Below are 21200 nucleotides of genomic sequence, written 5' to 3' on the forward strand. Positions count from 1 at the left end.
CGTCAACCCGCTCCAAACCCGACGGCGGCGGCGCGGCTCAGCGGCTCGATCCAGACCAGGCCGAGGATCACCAGCGGGAAGGAGAAGGCCGCGGCGGCCCAGGCGATGGCCTTCGCCTCGATCGGCGACGCATCGGTCGGCTCGATGCCCTCCGGCGCCGCGTCGAACCACATCAGCTTGATGATGCGCAGATAGTAGAAGCCGGCCACGACCGAGGCGACCAGACCGGCGGCCCCCGCCATCCAGTAGCCGGCGTCCGCGGCCGCGCCGAAGACATAGAACTTGCCCCAGAAGCCCGCGAACGGCGGCATCCCCAGCACCGACAGCGACAGCACGGTCAGCGCAATTGTTGTCAGAGGCTTGTCCTTGCGCAGCCCCGCCAGGTCGGCGATCCGCCGCACCGGCTTTCCGCCGCGCGACAGCGACAGCAGGATGGCGAAGAAGCCGAACTGGTCGATCACGTACAGGGTCATGAACACCAGCATGGCCTGAACCCCCGCCGTGGTCCCGGCGGCGATGCCCAGCAGGGCGTAGCCGATGTTGGCGATCGAGGAATAGGCCAGCAGCCTTTGCAGGTCCTTCTGCGCCAGACCGCCGAAGGCCCCGACAGCGAAGCTGATCAGCGAGATCAGGATCAGCACCTGGGCCCACTGGTCGTGCGAGCCGGCGAAGGCGCCTTCCAGCGTGCGCGCGATCAGCACCATGGCCGCGACCTTGGGCGCGGTGGCGAACAGGGCCACGACCGGGGTCGGCGCGCCCTCGTAGACGTCGGGCGTCCACATATGGAACGGGGCGGCCGAGACCTTGAAGGCTAGGCCGCAGATCAGGAACACCAGGCCGAAGATCAGGCCTGTCGATTGGTTGGCCGCGGCGTAGGCGGCGATCTCGTCGAACCGCATCGAGCCGGTGAAGCCGTAGATCAGGCTGGCGCCGTACAGCAGCAGGCCCGACGATAGGGCGCCCAGGACGAAATACTTCAGCCCCGCCTCGGACGCCTTCAGGTCGTCGCGGTGGAAGGCGGCCAGCACATAGAGGGCCAGGGAATGCAGTTCGATGCCGACATAGAGGGAGATCAGGTCGCCCGACGAGGCCATCATCCCCATACCGGCCGAGGCCAGCACGATCAGGATCGGGTATTCGAACTTCGCGATCCGTGCGCGGCGCATCCATCCGTCGCCCAGCACGATGGCCACGGCGCTGGACAGGAAGATCAGGGCCTTGCCGTAGACGGCCAGCGGATCGGCCACATAGGCCCCGTTGAAGGCCTGGCCCAGCGGACCGGTCACGGTCACGGCGGTGGCGGCGACCAGCAGGCCGACCGACAGGATGGAGATGAGGCGCGCGCTCTTCTCGCCCATGAAGGCGCCGAGCATGAGCAGCACCAGGCCGCCGACCGCCAGGGTCGCTTCCGGGGCCGAGAGGTGAAGGGCGGAGATCAGGTCAGGCATATCGGTCTCACCCGCCGATCGCGGCGCGATAGGTGGTCGTCAGGGCCTCGACCGAGGCGGCGGTGTAGTCCAGCACCAGGCCGGGCTGAACGCCCAGCCAGAGGGTGCCGATGATCAACGGGGCGAAGATCAGCAGCTCGCGCTTGTCGACATCGGTGATCGCCTTCATCGCCGGATTGGTGATCTCGCCGAACATCACGTTGCGGTACAGCGTCAGGGCGTAGACCGCCGAGAAGATCACGCCCGAGGCGGCGAACAGGGCGGTCCAGGTCGAGACCTCGTAGATGCCGACCATGGTCAGGATCTCGCCGATGAAGCCCGAGGTGCCCGGCAGGCCGACATTGGCCATGGTGAACAGCATGAAGATGGCCGCGAACCACGGCATGCGCGCCGTCAGGCCGCCGTACAGGGCGATCTCGCGGGTGTGCATCCGGTCATAGACCACGCCCACGCAGAGGAAGAGCGCGCCCGAGATCAGGCCGTGGCTCAGCATCTGGAACACCGCCCCCTGCACGCCCTGGTCGTTGCCGGCGAAGATGCCCATGGTCACGAAGCCCATGTGCGCCACCGACGAATAGGCGATCAGCTTCTTCATGTCCGTCTGCCGGAAGGCGACCAGCGAGGTGTAGACGATCGCGATCACGGACAGGGTGAAGACCAGCGGCGCGAAGGTCTGCGACGCCTGCGGGAACATGGGCAGGTTGAACAGCAGGAAGCCGTAGCCGCCCAGCTTCAGCAGGATGCCGGCCAGGATCACCGACCCCGCCGTCGGCGCCTGGACGTGGGCGTCGGGCAACCAGGTGTGCACCGGCCACATCGGCATCTTGACCGCGAAGCTCGAGAAGAAGGCGAGCCAGAGCAGGGGCTGCGCCGCGGGGCTGAAGGCGTAGTCCTTAAGCGCCGGGATGCTGGTGGTGCCGGTCTCGGCCGCCATCCACAGCATGGCCAGCAGCATCAGGACGGAGCCCAGCAGGGTGTAGAGGAAGAATTTGTACGAGGCGTAGATCCGGTTCGCCCCGCCCCACACGCCGATGATGATGAACATCGGCACCAGGGTGCCTTCGAAGAAGATGTAGAACAGGAACAGGTCCAGCGAGGTGAACACCCCGATGACCAGCGTCTCCAGCACCAGGAAGGCGATCATGTAATCGACCACCCGGTCCTTGATCGTGGTCCAGCTGGCCAGGATGCAGATCGGCATCAGGAAGGCGGTCAGCAGGACGAACAGGATGGAAATCCCGTCCACCCCCATGTGGTACTGGGCGCCCGCGAACCAGACGTAGCGCTCGACGAACTGGTAGGTCGCCAGTTCCGGCTTGAACTGCATCACCAGAACGGCGGACACCGCCAGGACGGCCGTGGTCGCAATCAACGCGATCCAGCGCGCGGCGCCGTCCGCCCCGCCCTTGTTCAACAGGCGCGCCAGCAGGATCAGACCCGCGCCGACCAGCGGCAGGAAGGTGACGACGCTGAGGATGTTGGGGATCTGGGGCAAGATCAGGCTCCCCACGCATAGATGGCGAAGGCGAGGAAGCCGGCCACGCCGAGCAGCATCACGAACGCATAGTGGTAGACATAGCCGGACTGGATTTTCGCCAGCCGCGCCGCCGATTTCAGCGAGGCCCAGGCCGCGCCGTTCGGGCCCAGCCCGTCGATGATCTTCACGTCGCCGATCTTCCAGAACAGGTCGCCGACCGCCTTGGCGCCCTTCACGAAGACGAAGTCATACAGCTCGTCGAAATACCATTTGTTGTAGAGGAAGGCGTGGATCACGCCGCCGCGGTCGGCCATGCGGCGCGCCATGCCTTCCTTCAGCACATAGAGCCAGAAGGCCGCGAATGTGCCGATCAGGGTCAGCACCAGCGGCGACCATTTCACCCAGGTCGGGACCTCGTGGCTGTCGTGCAGGACGTGGTTGTGCGGGCCCGAGAAGATGGCGCCGCGCCAGAACTCGGCTTCGTGGTGACCGATGAACTGCGGCGCGAAGGCGAAGCCGGCGGCGACGGCCCCGACCGACAGCAGCAGCAACGGAACCAGCATCACCCAAGGGCTCTCGTGCGGCTGCAGGGGGCCGTGGTGCGCATGGTCGTCGTGCGCGTGATCGTCGGCGATCGGCTCGGAATGGGTTTCCAGCTGGGCGTGCGAGGCGTGGTCGTCGTGCGCGTGGTCGTCGTGATGCGCGTCCTTCCACACCGGCTTGTTGTGGAAGGTCATGAACACCAGCCGCCACGAATAGTAGGCGGTCAGGCCGGCCGCGAGGATGCCGACGAAGAAGGCGAACAGCCCCATGGCGCTGTGGCCGCTGGAGAACGAGGCGAAGGCGCTCTCGATGATCGAGTCCTTGGAATAGAAGCCCGCCAGACCGCCGACGCCGGGTATGCCCAGGCCGGTGATGGCGATGGTGCCGATGGTCATCACCGCATAGGTGACCGGCAGCAGCTTCCACAGCCCGCCCATCTTCCGCATGTCCTGCTCGTGATGCATGCCGTGGATCACCGAGCCGGCGCCGAGGAACAGCAGGGCCTTGAAGAAGGCGTGGGTGAACAGGTGGAACATGGCCGCCTGGTAGGCGCCGACGCCCGCCGCGAAGAACATGTAGCCGAGCTGCGAACAGGTCGAATAGGCGATGACCCGCTTGATGTCGTTCTGGGCCAGGCCGACGGTGGCGGCGAACAGGGCGGTGACCGCGCCGGTCAGGGCGATGACGGCGGCGGCGAAGGGCGCATGTTCGTAGATCGGCGACAGCAGGCAGACCATGTAGACGCCCGCGGTGACCATGGTCGCCGCGTGGATCAGGGCCGACACCGGGGTCGGGCCCTCCATGGCGTCGGGCAGCCAGGTGTGCAGGAAGAACTGGGCCGACTTGCCCATGGCGCCGATGAACAGCAGCACGCCGGCCAGGTCGAGCGCCGACCAGGTGTGGCCGAGGAAGTCCCAACCCGTTCCCTCGCGCCCGGCGATCATCGGAAACAGCTCGGCGAACTGGATGGTGCCGAACATCCAGAACACGGTGAGGATGCCCAGGGCGAAGCCGAAGTCGCCGACGCGGTTGACCACGAAGGCCTTGATGGCGGCGGCGCTGGCGGTGGACTTCTTGTACCAGAAGCCGATCAGCAGATAGGAGGCCAGCCCCACCCCTTCCCAGCCGAAGAACAGCTGCATGAAGTCGGCGGCGGTGACCAGGGCCAGCATGGCGAAGGTGAACAGCGACAGGTAGGCGAAGAAGCGCGGCTTGTCGGGATCCTCGGCCATATACCCCCACGAATAGAGGTGGACGAGCGAGGACACGCTGGTGACGACGACCAGCATGACCGCCGACAGGGCGTCGATGCGGATCGACCAGACCGACTGGAAATCGCCGACGTTGATGAAGGGAAACAGCTCGACCGTGAAGGCCTCCATATGCCCCCAGGTCCACTGGCTGAACACGATCCAGGCCACGGCGCAGGAGAAGAACAGCAGGCCGGTGGTGATCGTCTTCGAGATCAGGTCGCCGAGCCGGCGGCCCGACAGGCCGACGATGGCCGCGCCGAGCAGCGGGGCGAAGACGCCGAGGGTGACGAGTAGCGCGAGATCCACGGTCAGCCCTTCATCACGGACGCATCGTCAACCGCGATGTCGCCGCGGTTGCGGAAGAAGGTCACCAGGATGGCCAGGCCGACGGCGGCCTCGGCCGCGGCCACGGTCAGGACGAACATGGCCATGATCTGCCCCTGCACGTCGTTCAGATAGGCCGAGAAGGCGACGAAATTGATGTTCACAGCCAGCAGGATCAGCTCGATCGACATCAGGATGATGATGACGTTCTTGCGGTTCACGAAGATGCCGAAAACGCCGATGGTGAACAGGATGGCGCCCACCGCCAGATAGTGCTGCAGGGTGATTTCCATCAGAGCAGGTCCTCGGGGGTGACGCCGGCGCCGGTGGTCACGGACTTGACCTCCATGGCGGTCTTCGCGTCGCGGCCGACCTGGCGGGCGACGTTCTGGCGCTTGATGTTGGGCTTGTGGCGCAGGGTCAGGACGATGGCCCCGATCATGGCGATCAGCAGCACGATCCCCGCCGCCTGGAAGATGTAGACATAGTCGGTGTAGAGCACCCGCCCGATGGTCTCGACATTGGACGCCTCGGGCGTCGCCGCGACCGGCCCGGCGACATCGGCGGCGGCTCCGCCGCTGACCACGGCCAGGGAGATCATGATCATCTCGGCCAGCAATACGCCCGCCACGATGGCCGCCAGCGGCAGGTAGCGCGCGTAGCCCTCGCGCAGGCGCACGAAGTCGACGTCCAGCATCATCACCACGAACAGGAACAGCACCGCGACCGCGCCGACGTAGACCACGACCAGCAGCATGGCCAGGAACTCGGCCCCGAGCAGGACGAACAGCCCGGCCGACGAGAAGAAGGCGAGGATCAGCCACAGCACGCTGTGCACAGGGTTCTTCGCCGTCACGACCATCAGGCCGCCCAGCACGGCCACCGTGGCCAGCAGATAGAAGGCAATGCCTTGCAACATCGGAGGCCTCGGCCCCTTTCGGTTAGTGGAGGACGATCCCGTTCGGAATCGCCGTCCTGTTCAGCGTGTGCGCCTTACCGGTAAGGCGCGTCGAGTTCCAGATTCTTCGCGATCAGTCTTTCCCAACGGTCGCCGTTGGCGAGCAGCCGGTCCTTGTCGTAGAGCAGCTCTTCCCGCGTCTCGACGGTGAACTCCGAGTTCGGACCCTCGACGATGGCGTCCACCGGGCAGGCTTCCGCACACAGGCCGCAATAGATGCATTTGACCATGTCGATGTCGTAGCGGGTCGTGCGGCGGCTCCCGTCGGCGCGCGGCTCGGCCTCGATGGTGATGGCCTGGGCCGGGCAGATGGCCTCGCACAGCTTGCAGGCGATGCAGCGTTCCTCGCCGTTGGCGTAGCGGCGCAGGGCGTGCTCGCCCCGGAAACGCGGCGACTGCGGATTGCGCTCGAACGGATAGTTCACCGTGGCCTTGGGACGGGCCATGTATTTCAGCGACAGGCCGATCGCGCCGACGGCGTCGATCAGCAGCGCGCCCTTCGCGGCCTGGACGAGACGGTTCAACATTACTGGCTGGCTCCGGTGCGGGCGCACTCGCGGGCGTAACGCTCGCTCTGTTTATCCATGGTCTCGCAGCGGCGCAGGCGCTCGGCTTCCTGCCGCTCGATGCGCTCCTGCCGCTGCTGCCATTGCCAGGCCGAAACCGGCTCGGGCTCATAGGGCTGGGCGGCGCAGGCCGACAGCGCCGCGGCGGCCAGGAGGAAGGTCAGGACGCGGGTCATCAGTCTCGCCTCACCACGTCGCGGCAGCCGTCCTGCTGGTCGTCGCGGTCGGCGCGATCATCCCGACAGTCGGGGTGGGTTCGGGCCGCCTCGGCGCGGGCGCGCTCGGACCGGTCCAGCCTGCCCAGGGGCGTATCGTCGCCCCGGTCGTCGAGGGTCCAGCTGCAGCCGCCGAGAACGACGGCCGCCAGGATCAGGCCGGACAGGGCGAAAGGCCGGCTCATGCGCCCACCGCGAACACGCGCCAGGCGGCGACCACGACCACGGCGACCAGCGAGGTCGGCAGGAAGATCTTCCAGCCCAGACGCATCAACTGGTCGTAGCGGTAGCGGGGCACGAAAGCCTTCACCAGGGCGATCATGAAGAAGGCGACGACGATCTTGCCCAGGAAGGTGACCAGATAGATCGCCTGCTCCAGCCAGGCCGGCAGGGCGTCGAGCCAGTCCTGCGGCACGCCGGGGTTCCAGCCGCCGAAGAACAGCAGGCTGATCATGGCGCACATGAAGACGATGTTGGCGTACTCGCCGATCATGAACAGCAGGTACGGCGTCGAGGAATATTCGACCTGGTAGCCGGCCACCAGCTCCGACTCCGCCTCGGGCAGGTCGAACGGCGGGCGGTTGGTCTCGGCCAGGGCCGAGACGAAGAAGATGATGGCCATCGGGAACATCACCGCGATGGTCGGCCAGGTTCCGGCCCCGCCGCCGAAGGCGTACCAGTTCCAGAACATGCCCTGCTGCTGGGTCACGATCGAGCTGAGGTTCATCGTCCCGGCCAGCAGGATCACATTGATGATCACCAGACCGATGGAGACCTCATAGGACACCATCTGCGCCGCGCTCCGCAGCGAACCGAGGAACGGATACTTCGAGTTCGAAGCCCAGCCGCCCATGATGATGCCGTACACGCCCAGCGAACTGATCGCGAAGATGTAGAGGATGCCGACGTTCAGATCGGAGATCACCCAGCCCGGCGCGAACGGAATGGCCGCCCAGGCGATGAAGGCCAGGACGAAGGTCAGCAGCGGCGCCAGCAGGAAGACCACCTTGTCGGCGCCGGCGGGGACGATGATCTCCTTCAGCACGAATTTGAAGAAGTCGGCGAAGGACTGCAGCAGGCCGAACGGCCCGACGACGTTGGGGCCTTTGCGCATCTGCACGCCGGCCCAGACCTTGCGGTCCATCAGCAGCAGGAAGGCCAGCGAGATCAGGATGCCGACGGTGACGAGCAGGATGCCGCCGGCGGTGGCGAGGGTCCAGCCGAGAGGGGTGGTCCAGAAATCCATCGGGCCTTACTCCGCCGCCATCGCAACCGGGGCGATCCGCAGGGCGGACAGCTCGGCCATGGTCGCGCTGGCGCGCGTGATCGGGTTGTTCAGATAGGGATCGCGCACGGCCGAAACGAAGGCCGCGTCGCCGAGGTCGCCCTTCCTGCCCAGCGAACCGACGTCGAACGACATGGGCGCCGGCAGCCAGTCGATGCGGCCGAAGGTCGGATGGTCCGCCATCAGCCTCGAACGCAGGGCGTCGAGGGTGTCGTACGGCAGGGTCTGGCCGACGCGGGCCGACAGGGCCCGCAGGACGGCCCAGTCCTCCTTGGCCTGGCCCTTTGGGAAGACGACGCGTTCGGCCATCTGCACCCGGCCCTCGGTGTTGACGTACAGGCCCGGCTTCTCGGTGTAGGCCGCGCCGGGCAGGACCACGTCGGCGTCGTGCGCCCCGCGGTCGCCGTGGCTGCCCAGATAGACCTTGAACGCCTTCGACTTCGAGGCGTCGATCTCGTCGGCGCCGAGCAGGAACAGCACGTCCAGCGCGCCCTTGCCCGCCATCTGCGCCGCGGTCAGGCCGCCCCCGGCCGGCACGAATCCCATGTCCAGGCCGGCGACCCGCGAGGCGGCGCTGTGCAGGACGTTGAAGCCGTTCCAGACCCCGGCCACCACGCCGACCTTCTTCGCCAGCGCGCCCAGCGCGTTCAGCACGGCCGGCCCGTTCTCGCCCGACAGCGCCCCGCCGCCGACGATGATCGCCGGCCGCTCGGCCTTCGTCAGCGCTTCCACAGCCGCCTTGGGCAGCTTGCCCAGGGTTTTCGAACCCGCGCCGAGATAGCTGTATTCATAGGTCAAATCGGCCTGTTCGCCGATCAGGCCGATCTCGGCCGTGCCCGCCAGCCACGCCTTGCGCAGGCGGGTGTTGAGCAGGGGCGCCTCGGTGCGCGGATTGGCGCCCACGATCAGCACGGCGTCGGCGTTCTCTATCCCCGCCAGTCCCGAGTTGAACAGCCAGCTCTCGCGCGGCCCGTAGCCCAGCGCCGACCCGTCCTGGCGGCAGTCGGTGTTCGGCGAGCCGAGGGCGCGGAACAGGTCCAGCGCCGCCTTCATCGATTCCGCGTCCTGCAGGTCGCCGGCGATGACGCCGATCCGGTCGGCCGCGGCCGCCGTCAGCTTACCGGCCACGACGTCCAGCGCCTCGTCCCAGGTCGCGGGCCGCAGGCGGCCGTTCTCGCGCACATACGGCTGGTCCAGACGTCGGGCCTGCAGGCCGTCGACGGCGTAGCGGCTGACGTCGGACAGCCACTCCTCATTGATGCCCTCGTTGACGCGCGGCAGGATGCGCATCACTTCCGCGCCCTTGGCGTCAGCGCGGATGTTCGATCCCAGGGCGTCCATGACGTCGATGGTCTCGGTCTTCTTCAGCTCCCACGGGCGATAGTGGTACTGCCACGGCCGGTGGGTCAGGGCGCCGACCGGGCACAGGTCGTTGACGTTGCCCGACAACTCCGAGTCGATGTTCTTCTCGAGATAGGTGGTGATCTCGGCGTCCTCGCCGCGCGAGATCATGCCGATGTCGGGCACGCCGGCCACCTCGGTGATGAAGCGCACGCAGCGGGTGCACTGGATGCAGCGGGTCATGAAGGTCTTGACCGTCGGACCCATGTTCTTTTCTTCGACCGCGCGCTTGTTCTCGGCGTAGCGCGAGCCGTCGCGGCCATAGCCCATGGCCTGGTCCTGCAGGTCGCACTCGCCGCCCTGGTCGCAGATCGGGCAGTCCAGCGGGTGGTTGATGAGCAGGAACTCCATCACCCCTTCGCGCGCCTTCTTCACCATCGGCGTGTCGGTGAAGATCTCCTGCCCCTCGGCGGCCGGCAGGGCGCAGGACGCCTGCGGCTTGGGCGGTCCGGGCTTCACCTCGACCAGGCACATGCGGCAGTTGCCGGCGATCGACAGCCGCTCGTGATAGCAGAAGCGCGGAATCTCCTCGCCGGCGCGCTCGGCGACCTGGAGCACGGTCATGCCGGGCTCGAACTCGACCTCTACGCCGTTGACTTTCGCGATGGGCATTCGCCGCGACCTCTGCGTTTCTTACAAGCGGACCGGATCAGAACCAGGACTTGTTCCCCGCGACATAGTCGCGGTGGAAGTCGCCGTCGGTCCTGAGCAGGTAGATGATGAATTCGATGAAGGCGATCAGGTAGACGAGCGCCGGGACAAACCCGAAGGTGATCCAGCCCAGCGTGCCGCCCACCAGCATGATCACCCCGGCCGTGGTCTTGCCGAGATAGAATTTGTGGATGCCGATCCCCCCCAGCACCAGCGCCAGAATGGCCGCGACGATCCGGTTCTTGTCGCCCGACAGGTTCAGCGGCGCGCCGCCGGTGATGTAGATGTTGGTGGCCACCCCGTCCGCGACCTCGAAATCGACCTGGGATCCCGGGGCCGCCTCGCGCGCACCGCCCATCAGCCCGCCGCGCGTGAAGGTGTAGCGCACGCCGTCGTCGCCGCTGATCAGGCCGGAACCGGTGTAGTCGTCGTAGCTCAGAACCTTGCCGCGCATGTCAATTCCCCCCTTCGTCGGGAACGGCCACGGCGGTCTGGTCCGCCCTGCCGTCCGGAAGCGTCTGGTCGATGGTCACCGTCTCGCCGTCCAGCGCGAACCGCGTCACCGGATCGCCGGCCCGGTTCATCCAGCGGTCCTGCGCCGGATCGGTGACGTCGACGGGCTTCCAGGTGACCAGGTCGCCGTCGACCCGGCACTGGGCTCGCCGCCGTCCGCCGTCGACCGGCGCCCGCCACGAGGCGTTGACGACCCGGCCCTCGAGCCCGTCGATCTGGATGTCCGCCGCCCGTTGCCCGTGGATGGCCGCCAGCCCCGCCTGGCAGATGCGGCGCAGCTGGTCGGCGGTCGGCGCCGCCGGCACGCTGGCCTCGGCATCCGACGCCGGGTTCACCGCCGAGACCCGCTCCGCCGGCGTCGGCGCGGCCGGCTCCGCCCGCTCGCCGCAGGCGGCGAGGGTCAGTCCGGTCAGCGCGAGGACGGCGAAAGCCCGCATCCCCTACTCCGCCGCGATCGCATGGCCGGCGAAGTTCGCGCGGCGGCTGCGGTAGGAGGCGATGCGCTCCTCGATCTCGTGACGGAAATGCCGGATCAGCCCCTGCACCGGCCAGGCGGCGGCGTCGCCGAGGGCGCAGATGGTGTGGCCCTCGATCTGGGTCGAGACCTCCAGCAGCATGTCGATCTCGGAGGGGTCGGCCTCGCCGACGGCCATCCGCTCCAGCACGCGCCACATCCAGCCCGTGCCCTCGCGGCACGGCGTGCACTGTCCGCAGCTCTCGTGCTTGTAGAAATAGCTGATGCGGGCGATGGCGCGGACCAGGTCGGTCGACTGGTCCATGACGATCACCGCCGCCGTGCCCAGGCCCGAACGCATCTCGCGCAGGCTGTCGAAATCCATCAGCGCGGTCTCGCTCATCTCGCGCGTGATCAGCGGCACCGAGGAGCCGCCCGGGATGATGGCCTTGAGGTTGTCCCAGCCGCCGCGCACGCCGCCGCAATGGTCTTCCAGCAGCTGGCGCAGCGGGATCGACATCGCCTCCTCGACATTGCACGGCCGGTTCACGTGGCCGCTGATCGACATGATCTTGGTGCCGGTGTTGTTCGGCCGGCCGAAACCCGCGAACCACTCGGCCCCGCGGCGCAGAATGGTGCCGACGACCGCGATCGACTCGACGTTGTTCACCGTGGTCGGGCAGCCGTACAGGCCGGCGCCGGCGGGGAACGGGGGCTTGAGCCGCGGCTGGCCCTTCTTGCCCTCCAGGCTTTCCAGCAGGGCCGTCTCCTCGCCGCAGATATAGGCCCCGGCGCCGTGGTGGATGTAGACGTCGAAGTCCCAGCCGTGGACGTTGTTCTTGCCGATCAGCTTCGCCTCATAGGCCTGCTTGACCGCCGCCTCCATGCGCTCGCGTTCCAGCACATATTCGCCGCGCAGATAGATGTAGCAGGCGTGCGCCTGCATCGCGAAGCTGGCGATCAGGCAGCCCTCGATCAGCAGCTGCGGATCGTGGCGCATGATCTCCCGGTCCTTGCAGGTCCCGGGTTCGGATTCGTCGGCGTTGACGACCAGATAGTGCGGCCGGTCCTTCACCTCCTTGGGCATGAAGGACCACTTCAGCCCCGTCGAGAAACCGGCGCCGCCGCGTCCGCGCAGGCCCGAATTCTTGACGTTGGCGATGATCCAGTCGCGCCCGAGGTCGAGCATGTCCTTCGTGGCGTTCCACGCGCCGCGCTTCCTCGCCCCCTCCAGCGTCCAGTCCTGGAGGCCATAGAGGTTGGTGAAGATGCGATCCTTGTCTTCGAGGATTCCGACCATGGTCAGTTCAGATCTCCGCGCCGGTTCTCGACCTGGCTGAGTTTGTTGCGCGCATACAGGACGATGACTCCGCCGGCGAAGACCAGTCCTCCGCCCGCGAGGGCGAAGTAGCGGCCGTCCTCGCCCAGCAGGCCGACGAGGCCGGCCGCCACCAGGCCGAAGCCGACCACAACGTCGATCAGGGCGACGATGGCGAACAGCCGCCAGTTCACAGCCTTCCGGGGATCGGCCATCACCCCTCCTCCCGCATGCGGGCGCGGTGGTAGCGCGTGCGCAGGAAGATCGCGGCCAGCATCAGGGCCCAGCCGACGGCCAGTCCCGCATAGCCGGCCCATTGCACCGCCGGGCCGGCGCCGCCGGCGTATCCGGCGGCCCAGACGGCGATCGCTCCCAGGATGATCAGGGCGAAGCCGGCCAGCCGCTGGTTGCGTCCGACCACGCGCAGTTCGGCGCGGTACTGCGCGACCTTGGCGTCGTCCGACAGGTCGGGACGGGTCATGCCGGCACCGGATCGGAATTCGGCAGCTTCCTGATCGGCCTGGCCGCCGAGCCGTCGTACAGCTTCGGATCGGTCAGGGTCAGGGCCCCGCCCTCAGGCTCCGAACTGGCACGGCCGATACGTGACCCCGGCTTCGGCTTCTTGCCGGCGGCGAAGTCGTCGATGATCTGGCCCATGCTCTCGGCGGTCAGATCCTCGAAATAATAGTCGTTGATCTGGGCCATCGGCGCATTGGCGCAGGCGCCCAGGCACTCGACTTCCTGCCAGGTGAAGCGGCCGTCGGCGCTCAGCGTATCCTTCGGCCCGATCTTCTTCTTGCAGACATCCATCAGCTCCCCCGCCCCGCGCAGCATGCAGGGCGTGGTGCCGCAGACCTGGATCAGGGCGGCCGAGCCGACCGGCTCGAGCATGAACATGGTGTAGAAGGTCGCGACCTCCAGCACCCGGATATACGGCATGCCCAGCAGCTCGCCGATGGCGCGCAGCGCCGGCTCGGGGCACCAGCCCTCCTGCTTCTGCACCAGCCACAGGATCGGGATCACCGCCGACTGGCGGCGGTCGGCCGGATATTTGGCGATCCACCAGTCGCATTTCGCCTTCGTCGCCTTCGAAAAGGCGAACGAGGCGGGCTGTTCCTTGGCGAGACGACGAACGCTCATCGGTCCACTTCTCCGAAAACGATGTCGAGCGAGCCCAGGATGGCGCTCACGTCAGCCAGCATGTGGCCGCGGTTCATCCAGTCCATGGCCTGCAGCGAGCGGAAGCCCGGGGCCGAGATCTTCACGCGGTAGGGTTTGTTGGTGCCGTCCGAGACCAGATAGATGCCGAACTCGCCCTTGGGCGCCTCGACCGAGGCGTAGACCTCACCCTCGGGCGTGCGGAAGCCCTCGGTGTAGAGCTTGAAGTGGTGGATCAGGGCTTCCATCGACCGCTTCATCTCGCCGCGCCGCGGCGGGACGATCTTGTTGTCCTCGACCATCACCGGTTCGCCGGGGCAGTTGCGCAGTTTGTGGATGCACTGCTCCATGATGTGCACCGACTGCTTCATCTCCTCGATGCGGCACAGGTAGCGGTCCCAGCAGTCGCCGTTCTTGCCCACGGCGATGTCGAACTCGAGATCGGCGTAGCATTCGTAGGGCTGCGACTTGCGCAGGTCCCACGGGATGTCCGAGCCGCGCAGCATCACGCCGGTAAAGCCCCAGTCCAGCGCCTGCTGTTTCGACACCACGCCGATGTCGACGTTGCGCTGTTTGAAGATGCGGTTCTCGGTGACGAGGGACTCGATGTCCTTCAGCGCCGCCGGGAATTCGCGGCACCAGCGGCCGATGTCGTCGATCAGGTCCATCGGCAGGTCCTGGTGGACGCCGCCGGGCCGGAAATAGTTGGCGTGCAGACGCGCGCCCGAGGCGCGCTCGTAGAACACCATCAGCTTCTCGCGTTCCTCGAAGCCCCACAGCGGCGGCGTCAGGGCGCCGACGTCCATGGCCTGGGTGGTCACGTTCAGCAGGTGCGAGAGGATGCGGCCGATCTCGGAATACAGCACCCGGATCAGCTGGGCCCGGTACGGCACGTCCACGCCCAGCAGCTTCTCGATGGCCAGGCAGAAGGCATGCTCCTGGTTCATCGGCGCGACGTAATCGAGCCGGTCCAGATAGGGCACGTTCTGAAGGTAGGTGCGGGCCTCCATCAGCTTCTCGGTGCCGCGGTGCAGCAGGCCGATATGCGGATCGACGCGCGTCACCAGCTCGCCGTCCAGCTCCAGCACCAGACGCAAAACGCCATGCGCAGCAGGATGTTGGGGGCCAAAGTTGATCGTGAACTTGCGGTCGTCCAGCGCGCGGGCGTGATCGGTCAGGCCGTCGTCGAAGACGTCGGTGGCGCCGATCGGCAGGGGGGTGTTGTGTCCGTCAGCCATCAGGCCTTGCTCCCAGCCAGGCCTTGGGCCTTCTCGTCGCCCGGCAGGACGGTGGTGGCGTATTCCGCGCCTTCCCACGGCGACAAGAAGTCGAAGTTGCGGAACTCCTGGGTCAGTTTGACGGGCTCATAGACCACCCGCTTCTGCTCCTCGTCGTAGCGGACCTCGACATAGCCGGTCATGGGGAAGTCCTTGCGCAGCGGATGTCCCTGGAAGCCGTAGTCGGTCAGCAGCCGGCGCAGGTCCGGATGGCCCTCGAACAGCATGCCGTACATGTCGAAGGCTTCGCGCTCGAACCAGTCGGCGCAGGGGAAGACGCCCACGGCGCTGGGCACCGGCTGGACCTCGTCGGTGGTCAGCTTGACCCGCACGCGTGCGTTCCGCGTCATCGACAGCAGGTGATAGACCACCTCGAACCGCTCCTTGCGGTCCGGGAAGTCCACGCCGCACAGGTCCAGCAGTTGATGGAAGCCGAACCGTTCCTTCAGCGCCGTCAGCACCTCCAGGATGCTGTCGCGCGTCGCGATCAGCGTCAGCTCGCCGAACGCCACCTGGGCCTCGACGCCCAGCGCCCCGACCATCTCGGCGCCCAGCGGCGTCAGGGCGGTCTCCATCTCCGCGATGCGGGCCAAATGACCTGAGGTGGGGGCGTTCATCGGTCGATCGTCCCCGTCCGCCGGATCTTCTTCTGCAGCTGCAGCAGCCCGTACAGCAGCGCCTCCGCCGTCGGCGGGCACCCGGGCACATAGACGTCAACAGGTACAACGCGGTCACAACCGCGAACGACACTGTAACTGTAGTGATAATACCCGCCGCCGTTGGCGCACGAGCCCATGGAAAGCACGTAACGCGGGTCCGGCATCTGGTCGTAGACCTTGCGCAGGGCCGGAGCCATCTTGTTGGTCAGGGTGCCGGCCACGATCATCAGGTCGGACTGGCGCGGACTCGCCCGCGGAGCCATGCCGAACCGCTCCATGTCGAAGCGCGGCATCGAGGCCTGCATCATCTCCACGGCGCAGCAGGCCAGACCGAACGTCATCCACATCAGCGAGCCGGTCCGGGCCCAGTTGATGACGTCGTCCAGCGAGGTGGTGATGAAGCCGCGCTCGCCGAGTTCAGCGTTCACGGCCTCGAAGAATTTGTCGTGGATGGCCGGATCATAGCCCTCCACCGACGACCGGGCGCCGGTGTTGAACATGGTCGTGCTCATCGGCCCCGGCAGACGCGAGGACGCCCCCGGCCCCATGGGCGAAGCGCCCTGGTTGCCGACGCCGATCAGCGGCGTGGTGTTCGTGGTCGTCACTCCCATTCGAGCGCGCCCTTCTTCCATTCGTAGATGAAGCCGACGGTCAGCACGCCGAGGAAGACCATCATCGACCAGAAGGCGAACACCATGCCCGAGCGCGACAGGTCGAACATCGACACCGCCCACGGGAACAGGAAGGCCACTTCGAGGTCGAAGATGATGAAGAGGATCGACACCAGATAGAACCGGACGTCGAACTTCATGCGCGCGTCGTCGAAGGCGTTGAAGCCGCACTCATAGGCCGACAGTTTCTCCGAGTCGGGGTTCTTCGGGGCCAGCACCCAGGCGGCCAGCATGAAGCCGAGCCCGAGCACCGCCGCGATCCCGAGAAAGATCACGATCGGCAGATATTCGAGAAGGAATGCATTCATCCGGAAGGACCTCGTCCGCCTTCAAAGGGAGGGGCGGATTCGGCGCTTTCTAGCCCCGGAACCGCGCCCGTTCAAACCCATGTGACGAAAGGTTTTTCTTGCGAATGGTTCGCAGGTTTTCGGTCCCCGCGACAGGGGTCGCCGGCCGCCCCCGGGCGGGCCCAAAAACTGTCGCGGGCCGTCGCTTCGTCGCTTGACAGTGCGAGCCCCCCCCGCCTAAACGACGCCCCTCGCCGCGGAGCACTGCTTCGCGTCGGGAATACGCGGGTGTAGCTCAGTTGGTTAGAGTGCCGGCCTGTCACGCCGGAGGTCGCGGGTTCGAGTCCCGTCACTCGCGCCATTCCCTTGGATATCGCAGTCAGGGAATGGCGCCCCGCCGGTGTGAACCGGTCCCCCGTCACCGCAGCGTCAGCACCGCATCCTCCGCGGCCAGCGCCTGATCGCGCCCGTCCGGTCCAGCCGTGATCTGAACGAAGGTGTAGCCGCGCGCGGTCAGCTCATCGAGCAGGCCCGGCAGGGCCTGGATCATCTGCGGCCGGGTCTCGTGCAGGATCAGCACGCCGCCCTGGTTGTCTTCCATGACATTCAGGGTGATGCGGGTGATCGATTCCGCCGAATAGCCGCGCCAGTCGTCGGTGCCGGCTTCGGCCGAGACCACGATGATTCCCCGCCGGTTCAGCCAGTCGGCCAGATACGCCCCCTCGCCCAGGCCCGGAAAGCGGAACATCGGCTCCAGCCGGGCGCGTTCCCCGGGCGGGGCGTCGGCCAGGGCGGCCTCGAGGGCGGCGTAGCTCCTGCGCACCTCGCCGACCTGGGCCTCGCGGGCCCAGTAGCGGAGGTAGGTCGGGTGCGACCAGCTGTGGCTGGCGACGTTGTGGCCCCGGCGCACGACCTCGCGCACCTGTTCGGGATGCGCCCGGACGTACTGGCCGACGAAGAAGAAGGTCGCCTTGATCCCGCGCGCGTCGAGGATGTCCAGCACCCGGCTGTTGTAGAGCGGACTGGGGCCGTCGTCGAAGGTCAGGGCGATGGCCCGGGGCGGCAGCGGCGTGCGGACATGCTGGATCGAGCCGTAGCGTCCCGGCGGCAGGGTCAGGAGCACCTGCCCCGCCTGCACGGTCGCGGCCGGGGCGTAGGGAACCTCGCCGCCCATTGCGGGCGCGCGGGGCAGCCAGACGGCGAAGGCCGCCGTCAGGGCGATCAGGAACAGACGCACACGCCCTCCCCCGAGGTTCAGACCCGTACGCTAGCGCCGCAGCGCCGTCCGGCGAGCGCGCGCAACCGGTTGGGGAGACGGGATGCTAGTTCCGGCCCGCGACGAGCACGTTCTGGACCCGCCGGCCCAGCGGATCGCGCGACTGCCAGGTTTCGCCGACCTCGGCCTCGACCATGTCGGTGCAGAAGCGCGGGATCAGCATATTGGGCCGCATATGGGTCAGGCAGACCCGCTCGCCGCTTACGGACCAGCGCGCGGCCAGGCGACGACCGTCCGAGAACTGCGCCGCATAGGTGCCGTCCGGGTTGAACCAGTGCTTGACCCAGCCTCCGTCCGGATAGCGCGTCACGACCGTGTTGCCGAAGACGGCGTTGTTCATCTCGGCCCGGCCCGGCCACGCGACCAGGCACGCGACAGCCATGGTCGCGACGGCAAGCGTTCGCAGCATATGAAGCCCTCAACTCAGCCCTTCCCGACGCGGACTATTAACAATCGTTTAGGGAATGCCAAGCCCCGACGCCGGACACACGAATAGTTGACTCTGGCGTGGGGGCTTCTATATGCGGCGCACGTTCGGGACAGGACTGGCGAATCCGCGCCGCCCGCTCGCCCAGAGACAGGGCGGTTCCGCGACATCGCACGGCGGCCCGATGCGCGGGACGCCCTTATCCAGTCCAAGGACCCATGACCGAATTCTCCCAGCTTGGCCTCTCGGCCACGACTCTCAAGGCCGTCGCCGACACCGGCTACACCACCGCCACCCCGATTCAGGCCTCGGCCATCCCGGTCGCCCTCGCCGGCCGCGACGTGCTCGGCATCGCCCAGACCGGCACCGGCAAGACCGCCGCCTTCACCCTGCCGATGATCGACCGGCTGTCGTCGGGCCGCGCCAAGGCCCGCATGCCGCGCGCCCTCGTCCTGGCCCCGACCCGCGAACTGGCCGACCAGGTCGCCTCCTCGTTCGAGAAATACGCCAAGGGCACCAAGCTCAGCTGGGCCCTGCTGATCGGCGGCGTCTCCATGGGCGACCAGGTGACCCTGCTGAACAAGGGCGTCGACGTCCTGATCGCCACGCCGGGCCGCCTGCTGGACCTGTTCGAGCGTGGCAAGGTCATGCTGAACGGCGTCGAGATCATGGTCATCGACGAAGCCGACCGCATGCTCGACATGGGCTTCATTCCCGACATCGAGCGCATCTTCAAACTGACGCCGCCGCGCCGCCAGACCCTGTTCTTCTCGGCCACCATGCCGCCCGAGATCACCCGGCTGACGACCCAGTTCCTCAAGGACCCGACCCGGCTGGAGGCCTCGCGCCCGGCCATGACGGCCGAGACCATCACCCAGTATCTGGTCCGTATCCCCTCCAGCGATCCCAAGGCCAAGCGCGCCGCCCTGCGCGCCCTGATCGGCCGCGCCGACGTGAAGAACGGCATCGTCTTCTGCAACCGCAAATCCGAAGTCGACGTGGTCGCCAAGTCGCTGAAGCAGCACGGCTTCGACGCCGCGCCGATCCATGGCGACCTCGACCAGTCGCTGCGCATGAAGACCCTGGCGGCCTTCCGTTCGGGCGAGCTGAAGCTGCTGGTGGCCTCGGACGTCGCCGCGCGCGGCCTCGACATCCCCGACGTCAGCCACGTCTTCAACTACGACGTCTCGCACCACGCCGACGACTACGTCCACCGCATCGGCCGCACCGGCCGCGCCGGCAAGACCGGCCAGACCTTCATGATCGTCACGCCGGCCGACGACCGGTCGCTCGACAAGGTGCTGAAGCTGATCAAGATGGCGCCCGAGGAACTGGTGCTGGACGGCGTCGACTTCGCCCCCGGCAAGAGCCAGCCCCGTCGCGACGCCGCGTCGGGCGAGAGCGCCGCGCCGCGTGGACGCGGCCGCACCCGCCGCGAGACTTCCGTCGAGGCTCCCGCGGCCGCGGTTGAACCGGCTCCGGAAACCACCGCTCCGGTCGAGACCGTTCGCGCCGCGGCCCCCGAGCCGGCTCCGGCCGCCGGGGCCGCGCCGGCGCGGCGCTCGCGCAGCCGCCGCGGCGCCCGGTCGTCGGGGGAAACCCCGGCTGAGGGCGCCAGGCCCGCTCCGGCTCCGGCTCCGGCGCCGGCGCCGGTTCCGGTTCAGGATTCGGCCCCCGCCTCTTCTCCCTCTCCGGATCGGCCCGTTCAGGAGACGCACCTGCGCCAGTCGGATCGCCGCGGAGCGCGGGCCGAGCCCGAGACCCAGCGGTCGAACGGCCGGCCGTTCGGCGAGAGCGACGTGCCGGCCTTCCTGCGCCGGCCGGTCCCGGTCAAGGGCTGAGCGCTTTAAAAATCGACGGTCGACGAACGCGATTTAACGCGACGTTACGGATCGAAGCCTAGCTTGACCGGCAAGAAGGTCGCCGGGGAACGGCGTGTCGGGGAATGCGCATGGCGGTCGCTCAGGTCGAGACTACGCTTCGGGGTCCGGAAGCCTATGGTCTGGCGCGCCGGGTCATCGAGGACATGGAGGCGGCCAGCGTCTGGCCCACGCCGCTCAATTTCGAGATCTGGGTCCACTATCTCGGCGATCCCGAGGGCGCGCTGGGTCGCGAGATCCGGCGCATTCTCGCCGCGTCGGAACCGTTCACCGAGGCCACGGCCGACATGCTCGCGGCCGAGTATCTGCCGCGCAGCCGGCTGACCGAGGAAATCCGCGACGCCGGTCGGGTCCTGGACCGCGAACTGTCCAGCGTGTCCGAGGCCATCGCCAAGGCCCACAAGTCGCAGGCCGCCTATGGCCAGACCCTGGACAAGGCGGCGGCCGGCATCGAGGCCGTCGGCGACGGCGCGGGGCTGCAGGCCATCGTCTCCAACCTGACCACCGCCACCCGCCGCGTCCAGCGCGAGAACGAGACGCTGGAGAAGAAGCTGGACGCCTCGACGCGCGAGGTCGCCCGGCTGCGCGAGCACCTGGAGCAGGTGCGGCGCGACTCCCTGACCGACGCCCTGACCAACCTGGCCAACCGCAAGGCCTTCGACGAACATCTGGCCAGCGCCTGCGACGAGGCCGACGCCGACGGCGGCGCCCTGACCCTGGCCGTCCTCGACATCGATCATTTCAAACGTTTCAACGACACCTGGGGCCACCAGACCGGGGACCAGGTCCTGCGCTACGTCGCCAGCGTCATGGCGCGCGTGGCCGCCCATCCGCGCGTCGCGGCCCGCTACGGCGGCGAGGAGTTCGCCCTGATCTTCCCGCGCGAGACCATCGGCCAGGTCGAGACGGCCCTGGAGTCCATCCGCAAGGAGATCGGCTCCCGCTCGCTGCGCCGGCGCTCGACCAACGACGAGCTGGGGGCGGTGACCCTGTCCGCCGGATTCGCCCAGCGCCGCCCGAACGAATGCGCCGCCGGCCTGCTGGAACGCGCCGACGCCGCCCTCTACGCCTCGAAACACGCGGGCCGCAACCGCGTCACCTGCGCCGACCAGCTGGAGCAGGCCGCCTGACGGGCGAGGCCTTCCGCCGGCCCCGTTTC

24 protein-coding genes and 1 tRNA gene are annotated in these 21200 nt (G+C 67.6%); 3 read left to right on the plus strand and 22 right to left on the minus strand.

What is annotated here, in order from left to right; genetic code table 11:
* Nucleotides 1-2: 2 nt before the first annotated feature.
* The 20 genes from nuoN to Q8Q71_RS15960 form a co-directional block, all read right to left on the minus strand.
* The gene (gene nuoN / locus Q8Q71_RS15865; RefSeq protein WP_305760570.1) at nt 3-1448 is read right to left on the minus strand and encodes an NADH-quinone oxidoreductase subunit NuoN; all 1446 of its coding nucleotides are present in this window, start codon (nt 1446-1448) and stop codon (nt 3-5) included.
* Nucleotides 1449-1455: 7 nt separating this feature from the next.
* Nucleotides 1456-2934 carry an NADH-quinone oxidoreductase subunit M gene (locus Q8Q71_RS15870; protein ID WP_305760606.1) on the minus strand — a complete coding sequence of 493 codons (1479 nt, stop codon included), beginning with the start codon at nt 2932-2934 and terminating at the stop codon, nt 1456-1458.
* A gap of 11 nt (nt 2935-2945) precedes the next feature.
* A complete protein-coding gene (gene nuoL, locus Q8Q71_RS15875) occupies nt 2946-5027 on the minus strand; it encodes an NADH-quinone oxidoreductase subunit L (RefSeq protein ID WP_305760571.1) in 2082 nt (693 codons plus the stop codon).
* Nucleotides 5028-5029: 2 nt separating this feature from the next.
* Nucleotides 5030-5338 (minus strand): NADH-quinone oxidoreductase subunit NuoK, encoded by a 309-nt coding sequence (gene nuoK / locus Q8Q71_RS15880; protein WP_292025854.1) that lies wholly within the window; start codon nt 5336-5338, stop codon nt 5030-5032.
* Nucleotides 5338-5964, minus strand: coding sequence for an NADH-quinone oxidoreductase subunit J (locus tag Q8Q71_RS15885; protein ID WP_305760572.1), 627 nt, complete (start codon nt 5962-5964; stop codon nt 5338-5340). The genes nuoK and Q8Q71_RS15885 overlap by 1 nt, the downstream gene beginning before the upstream one ends.
* A 74-nt stretch (nt 5965-6038) precedes the next feature.
* Nucleotides 6039-6530 (minus strand): NADH-quinone oxidoreductase subunit NuoI, encoded by a 492-nt coding sequence (gene nuoI / locus Q8Q71_RS15890; RefSeq protein WP_292099440.1) that lies wholly within the window; start codon nt 6528-6530, stop codon nt 6039-6041.
* A complete protein-coding gene (locus tag Q8Q71_RS15895) occupies nt 6530-6745 on the minus strand; it encodes a hypothetical protein (RefSeq protein WP_305760573.1) in 216 nt (71 codons plus the stop codon). The genes nuoI and Q8Q71_RS15895 overlap by 1 nt, the downstream gene beginning before the upstream one ends.
* Nucleotides 6745-6969 carry a hypothetical protein gene (locus Q8Q71_RS15900; RefSeq protein WP_305760574.1) on the minus strand — a complete coding sequence of 75 codons (225 nt, stop codon included), beginning with the start codon at nt 6967-6969 and terminating at the stop codon, nt 6745-6747. The genes Q8Q71_RS15895 and Q8Q71_RS15900 overlap by 1 nt, the downstream gene beginning before the upstream one ends.
* The gene (gene nuoH, locus Q8Q71_RS15905; RefSeq protein ID WP_305760575.1) at nt 6966-8030 is read right to left on the minus strand and encodes an NADH-quinone oxidoreductase subunit NuoH; all 1065 of its coding nucleotides are present in this window, start codon (nt 8028-8030) and stop codon (nt 6966-6968) included. Before nuoH ends, Q8Q71_RS15900 begins: the two co-directional genes overlap by 4 nt.
* Nucleotides 8031-8036: 6 nt before the next feature.
* The gene (gene nuoG, locus Q8Q71_RS15910; protein WP_305760576.1) at nt 8037-10082 is read right to left on the minus strand and encodes an NADH-quinone oxidoreductase subunit NuoG; all 2046 of its coding nucleotides are present in this window, start codon (nt 10080-10082) and stop codon (nt 8037-8039) included.
* A 37-nt stretch (nt 10083-10119) separates the two neighbouring features.
* The gene (locus Q8Q71_RS15915; protein ID WP_305760577.1) at nt 10120-10575 is read right to left on the minus strand and encodes a TM2 domain-containing protein; all 456 of its coding nucleotides are present in this window, start codon (nt 10573-10575) and stop codon (nt 10120-10122) included.
* Nucleotide 10576: 1 nt separating this feature from the next.
* Nucleotides 10577-11071, minus strand: coding sequence for a hypothetical protein (locus Q8Q71_RS15920; RefSeq protein WP_305760578.1), 495 nt, complete (start codon nt 11069-11071; stop codon nt 10577-10579).
* 3 nt (nt 11072-11074) lie between these two features.
* Complete coding sequence (nuoF, locus tag Q8Q71_RS15925; protein WP_305760579.1) at nt 11075-12388, minus strand: NADH-quinone oxidoreductase subunit NuoF; 1314 nt, start codon at nt 12386-12388, stop codon at nt 11075-11077.
* Nucleotides 12389-12390: 2 nt separating this feature from the next.
* A complete protein-coding gene (locus Q8Q71_RS15930) occupies nt 12391-12621 on the minus strand; it encodes a hypothetical protein (RefSeq protein ID WP_305760580.1) in 231 nt (76 codons plus the stop codon).
* Nucleotides 12621-12887: a hypothetical protein gene (locus Q8Q71_RS15935; protein WP_305760581.1), complete on the minus strand. Its 267-nt coding sequence runs from the start codon at nt 12885-12887 to the stop codon at nt 12621-12623. Before Q8Q71_RS15935 ends, Q8Q71_RS15930 begins: the two co-directional genes overlap by 1 nt.
* The gene (gene nuoE / locus Q8Q71_RS15940; protein ID WP_305760582.1) at nt 12884-13546 is read right to left on the minus strand and encodes an NADH-quinone oxidoreductase subunit NuoE; all 663 of its coding nucleotides are present in this window, start codon (nt 13544-13546) and stop codon (nt 12884-12886) included. Before nuoE ends, Q8Q71_RS15935 begins: the two co-directional genes overlap by 4 nt.
* Nucleotides 13543-14802, minus strand: a complete 1260-nt coding sequence (locus Q8Q71_RS15945; RefSeq protein ID WP_305760583.1) for an NADH-quinone oxidoreductase subunit D — start codon at nt 14800-14802, stop codon at nt 13543-13545. Before Q8Q71_RS15945 ends, nuoE begins: the two co-directional genes overlap by 4 nt.
* The gene (locus Q8Q71_RS15950) at nt 14802-15416 is read right to left on the minus strand and encodes an NADH-quinone oxidoreductase subunit C (protein WP_305760607.1); all 615 of its coding nucleotides are present in this window, start codon (nt 15414-15416) and stop codon (nt 14802-14804) included. The genes Q8Q71_RS15945 and Q8Q71_RS15950 overlap by 1 nt, the downstream gene beginning before the upstream one ends.
* Nucleotides 15417-15454: 38 nt before the next feature.
* A complete protein-coding gene (locus tag Q8Q71_RS15955; protein WP_371315976.1) occupies nt 15455-16132 on the minus strand; it encodes an NADH-quinone oxidoreductase subunit B family protein in 678 nt (225 codons plus the stop codon).
* Entirely contained in the window at nt 16102-16479 is a 378-nt protein-coding gene (locus Q8Q71_RS15960) for an NADH-quinone oxidoreductase subunit A (protein WP_284220500.1), read from the minus strand. The genes Q8Q71_RS15955 and Q8Q71_RS15960 overlap by 31 nt, the downstream gene beginning before the upstream one ends.
* A 263-nt stretch (nt 16480-16742) precedes the next feature.
* On the opposite strand from Q8Q71_RS15960, the gene Q8Q71_RS15965 reads away from it, so the two are divergent.
* Nucleotides 16743-16819, plus strand: a tRNA-Asp gene (locus Q8Q71_RS15965).
* 57 nt (nt 16820-16876) lie between these two features.
* On the opposite strand, the gene Q8Q71_RS15970 is transcribed toward Q8Q71_RS15965, so the two are convergent.
* On the minus strand, nt 16877-17695 hold the full coding sequence (locus tag Q8Q71_RS15970) for a polysaccharide deacetylase family protein (RefSeq protein ID WP_305760584.1): 819 nt from the start codon (nt 17693-17695) through the stop codon (nt 16877-16879).
* An 85-nt stretch (nt 17696-17780) separates the two neighbouring features.
* Entirely contained in the window at nt 17781-18116 is a 336-nt protein-coding gene (locus Q8Q71_RS15975) for a hypothetical protein (RefSeq protein ID WP_305760585.1), read from the minus strand.
* A gap of 263 nt (nt 18117-18379) precedes the next feature.
* On the opposite strand from Q8Q71_RS15975, the gene Q8Q71_RS15980 reads away from it, so the two are divergent.
* Together Q8Q71_RS15980 and Q8Q71_RS15985 are read left to right on the plus strand one after the other, a co-directional pair.
* Nucleotides 18380-20002 carry a DEAD/DEAH box helicase gene (locus tag Q8Q71_RS15980; RefSeq protein WP_305760586.1) on the plus strand — a complete coding sequence of 541 codons (1623 nt, stop codon included), beginning with the start codon at nt 18380-18382 and terminating at the stop codon, nt 20000-20002.
* Nucleotides 20003-20112: 110 nt separating this feature from the next.
* Nucleotides 20113-21171 (plus strand): GGDEF domain-containing protein, encoded by a 1059-nt coding sequence (locus Q8Q71_RS15985; RefSeq protein ID WP_305760587.1) that lies wholly within the window; start codon nt 20113-20115, stop codon nt 21169-21171.
* The last annotated feature ends 29 nt before the right edge of the window (nt 21172-21200 follow it).

It is taken from the genome of Brevundimonas sp. (assembly GCF_030704825.1).
GTDB lineage: Bacteria > Pseudomonadota > Alphaproteobacteria > Caulobacterales > Caulobacteraceae > Brevundimonas.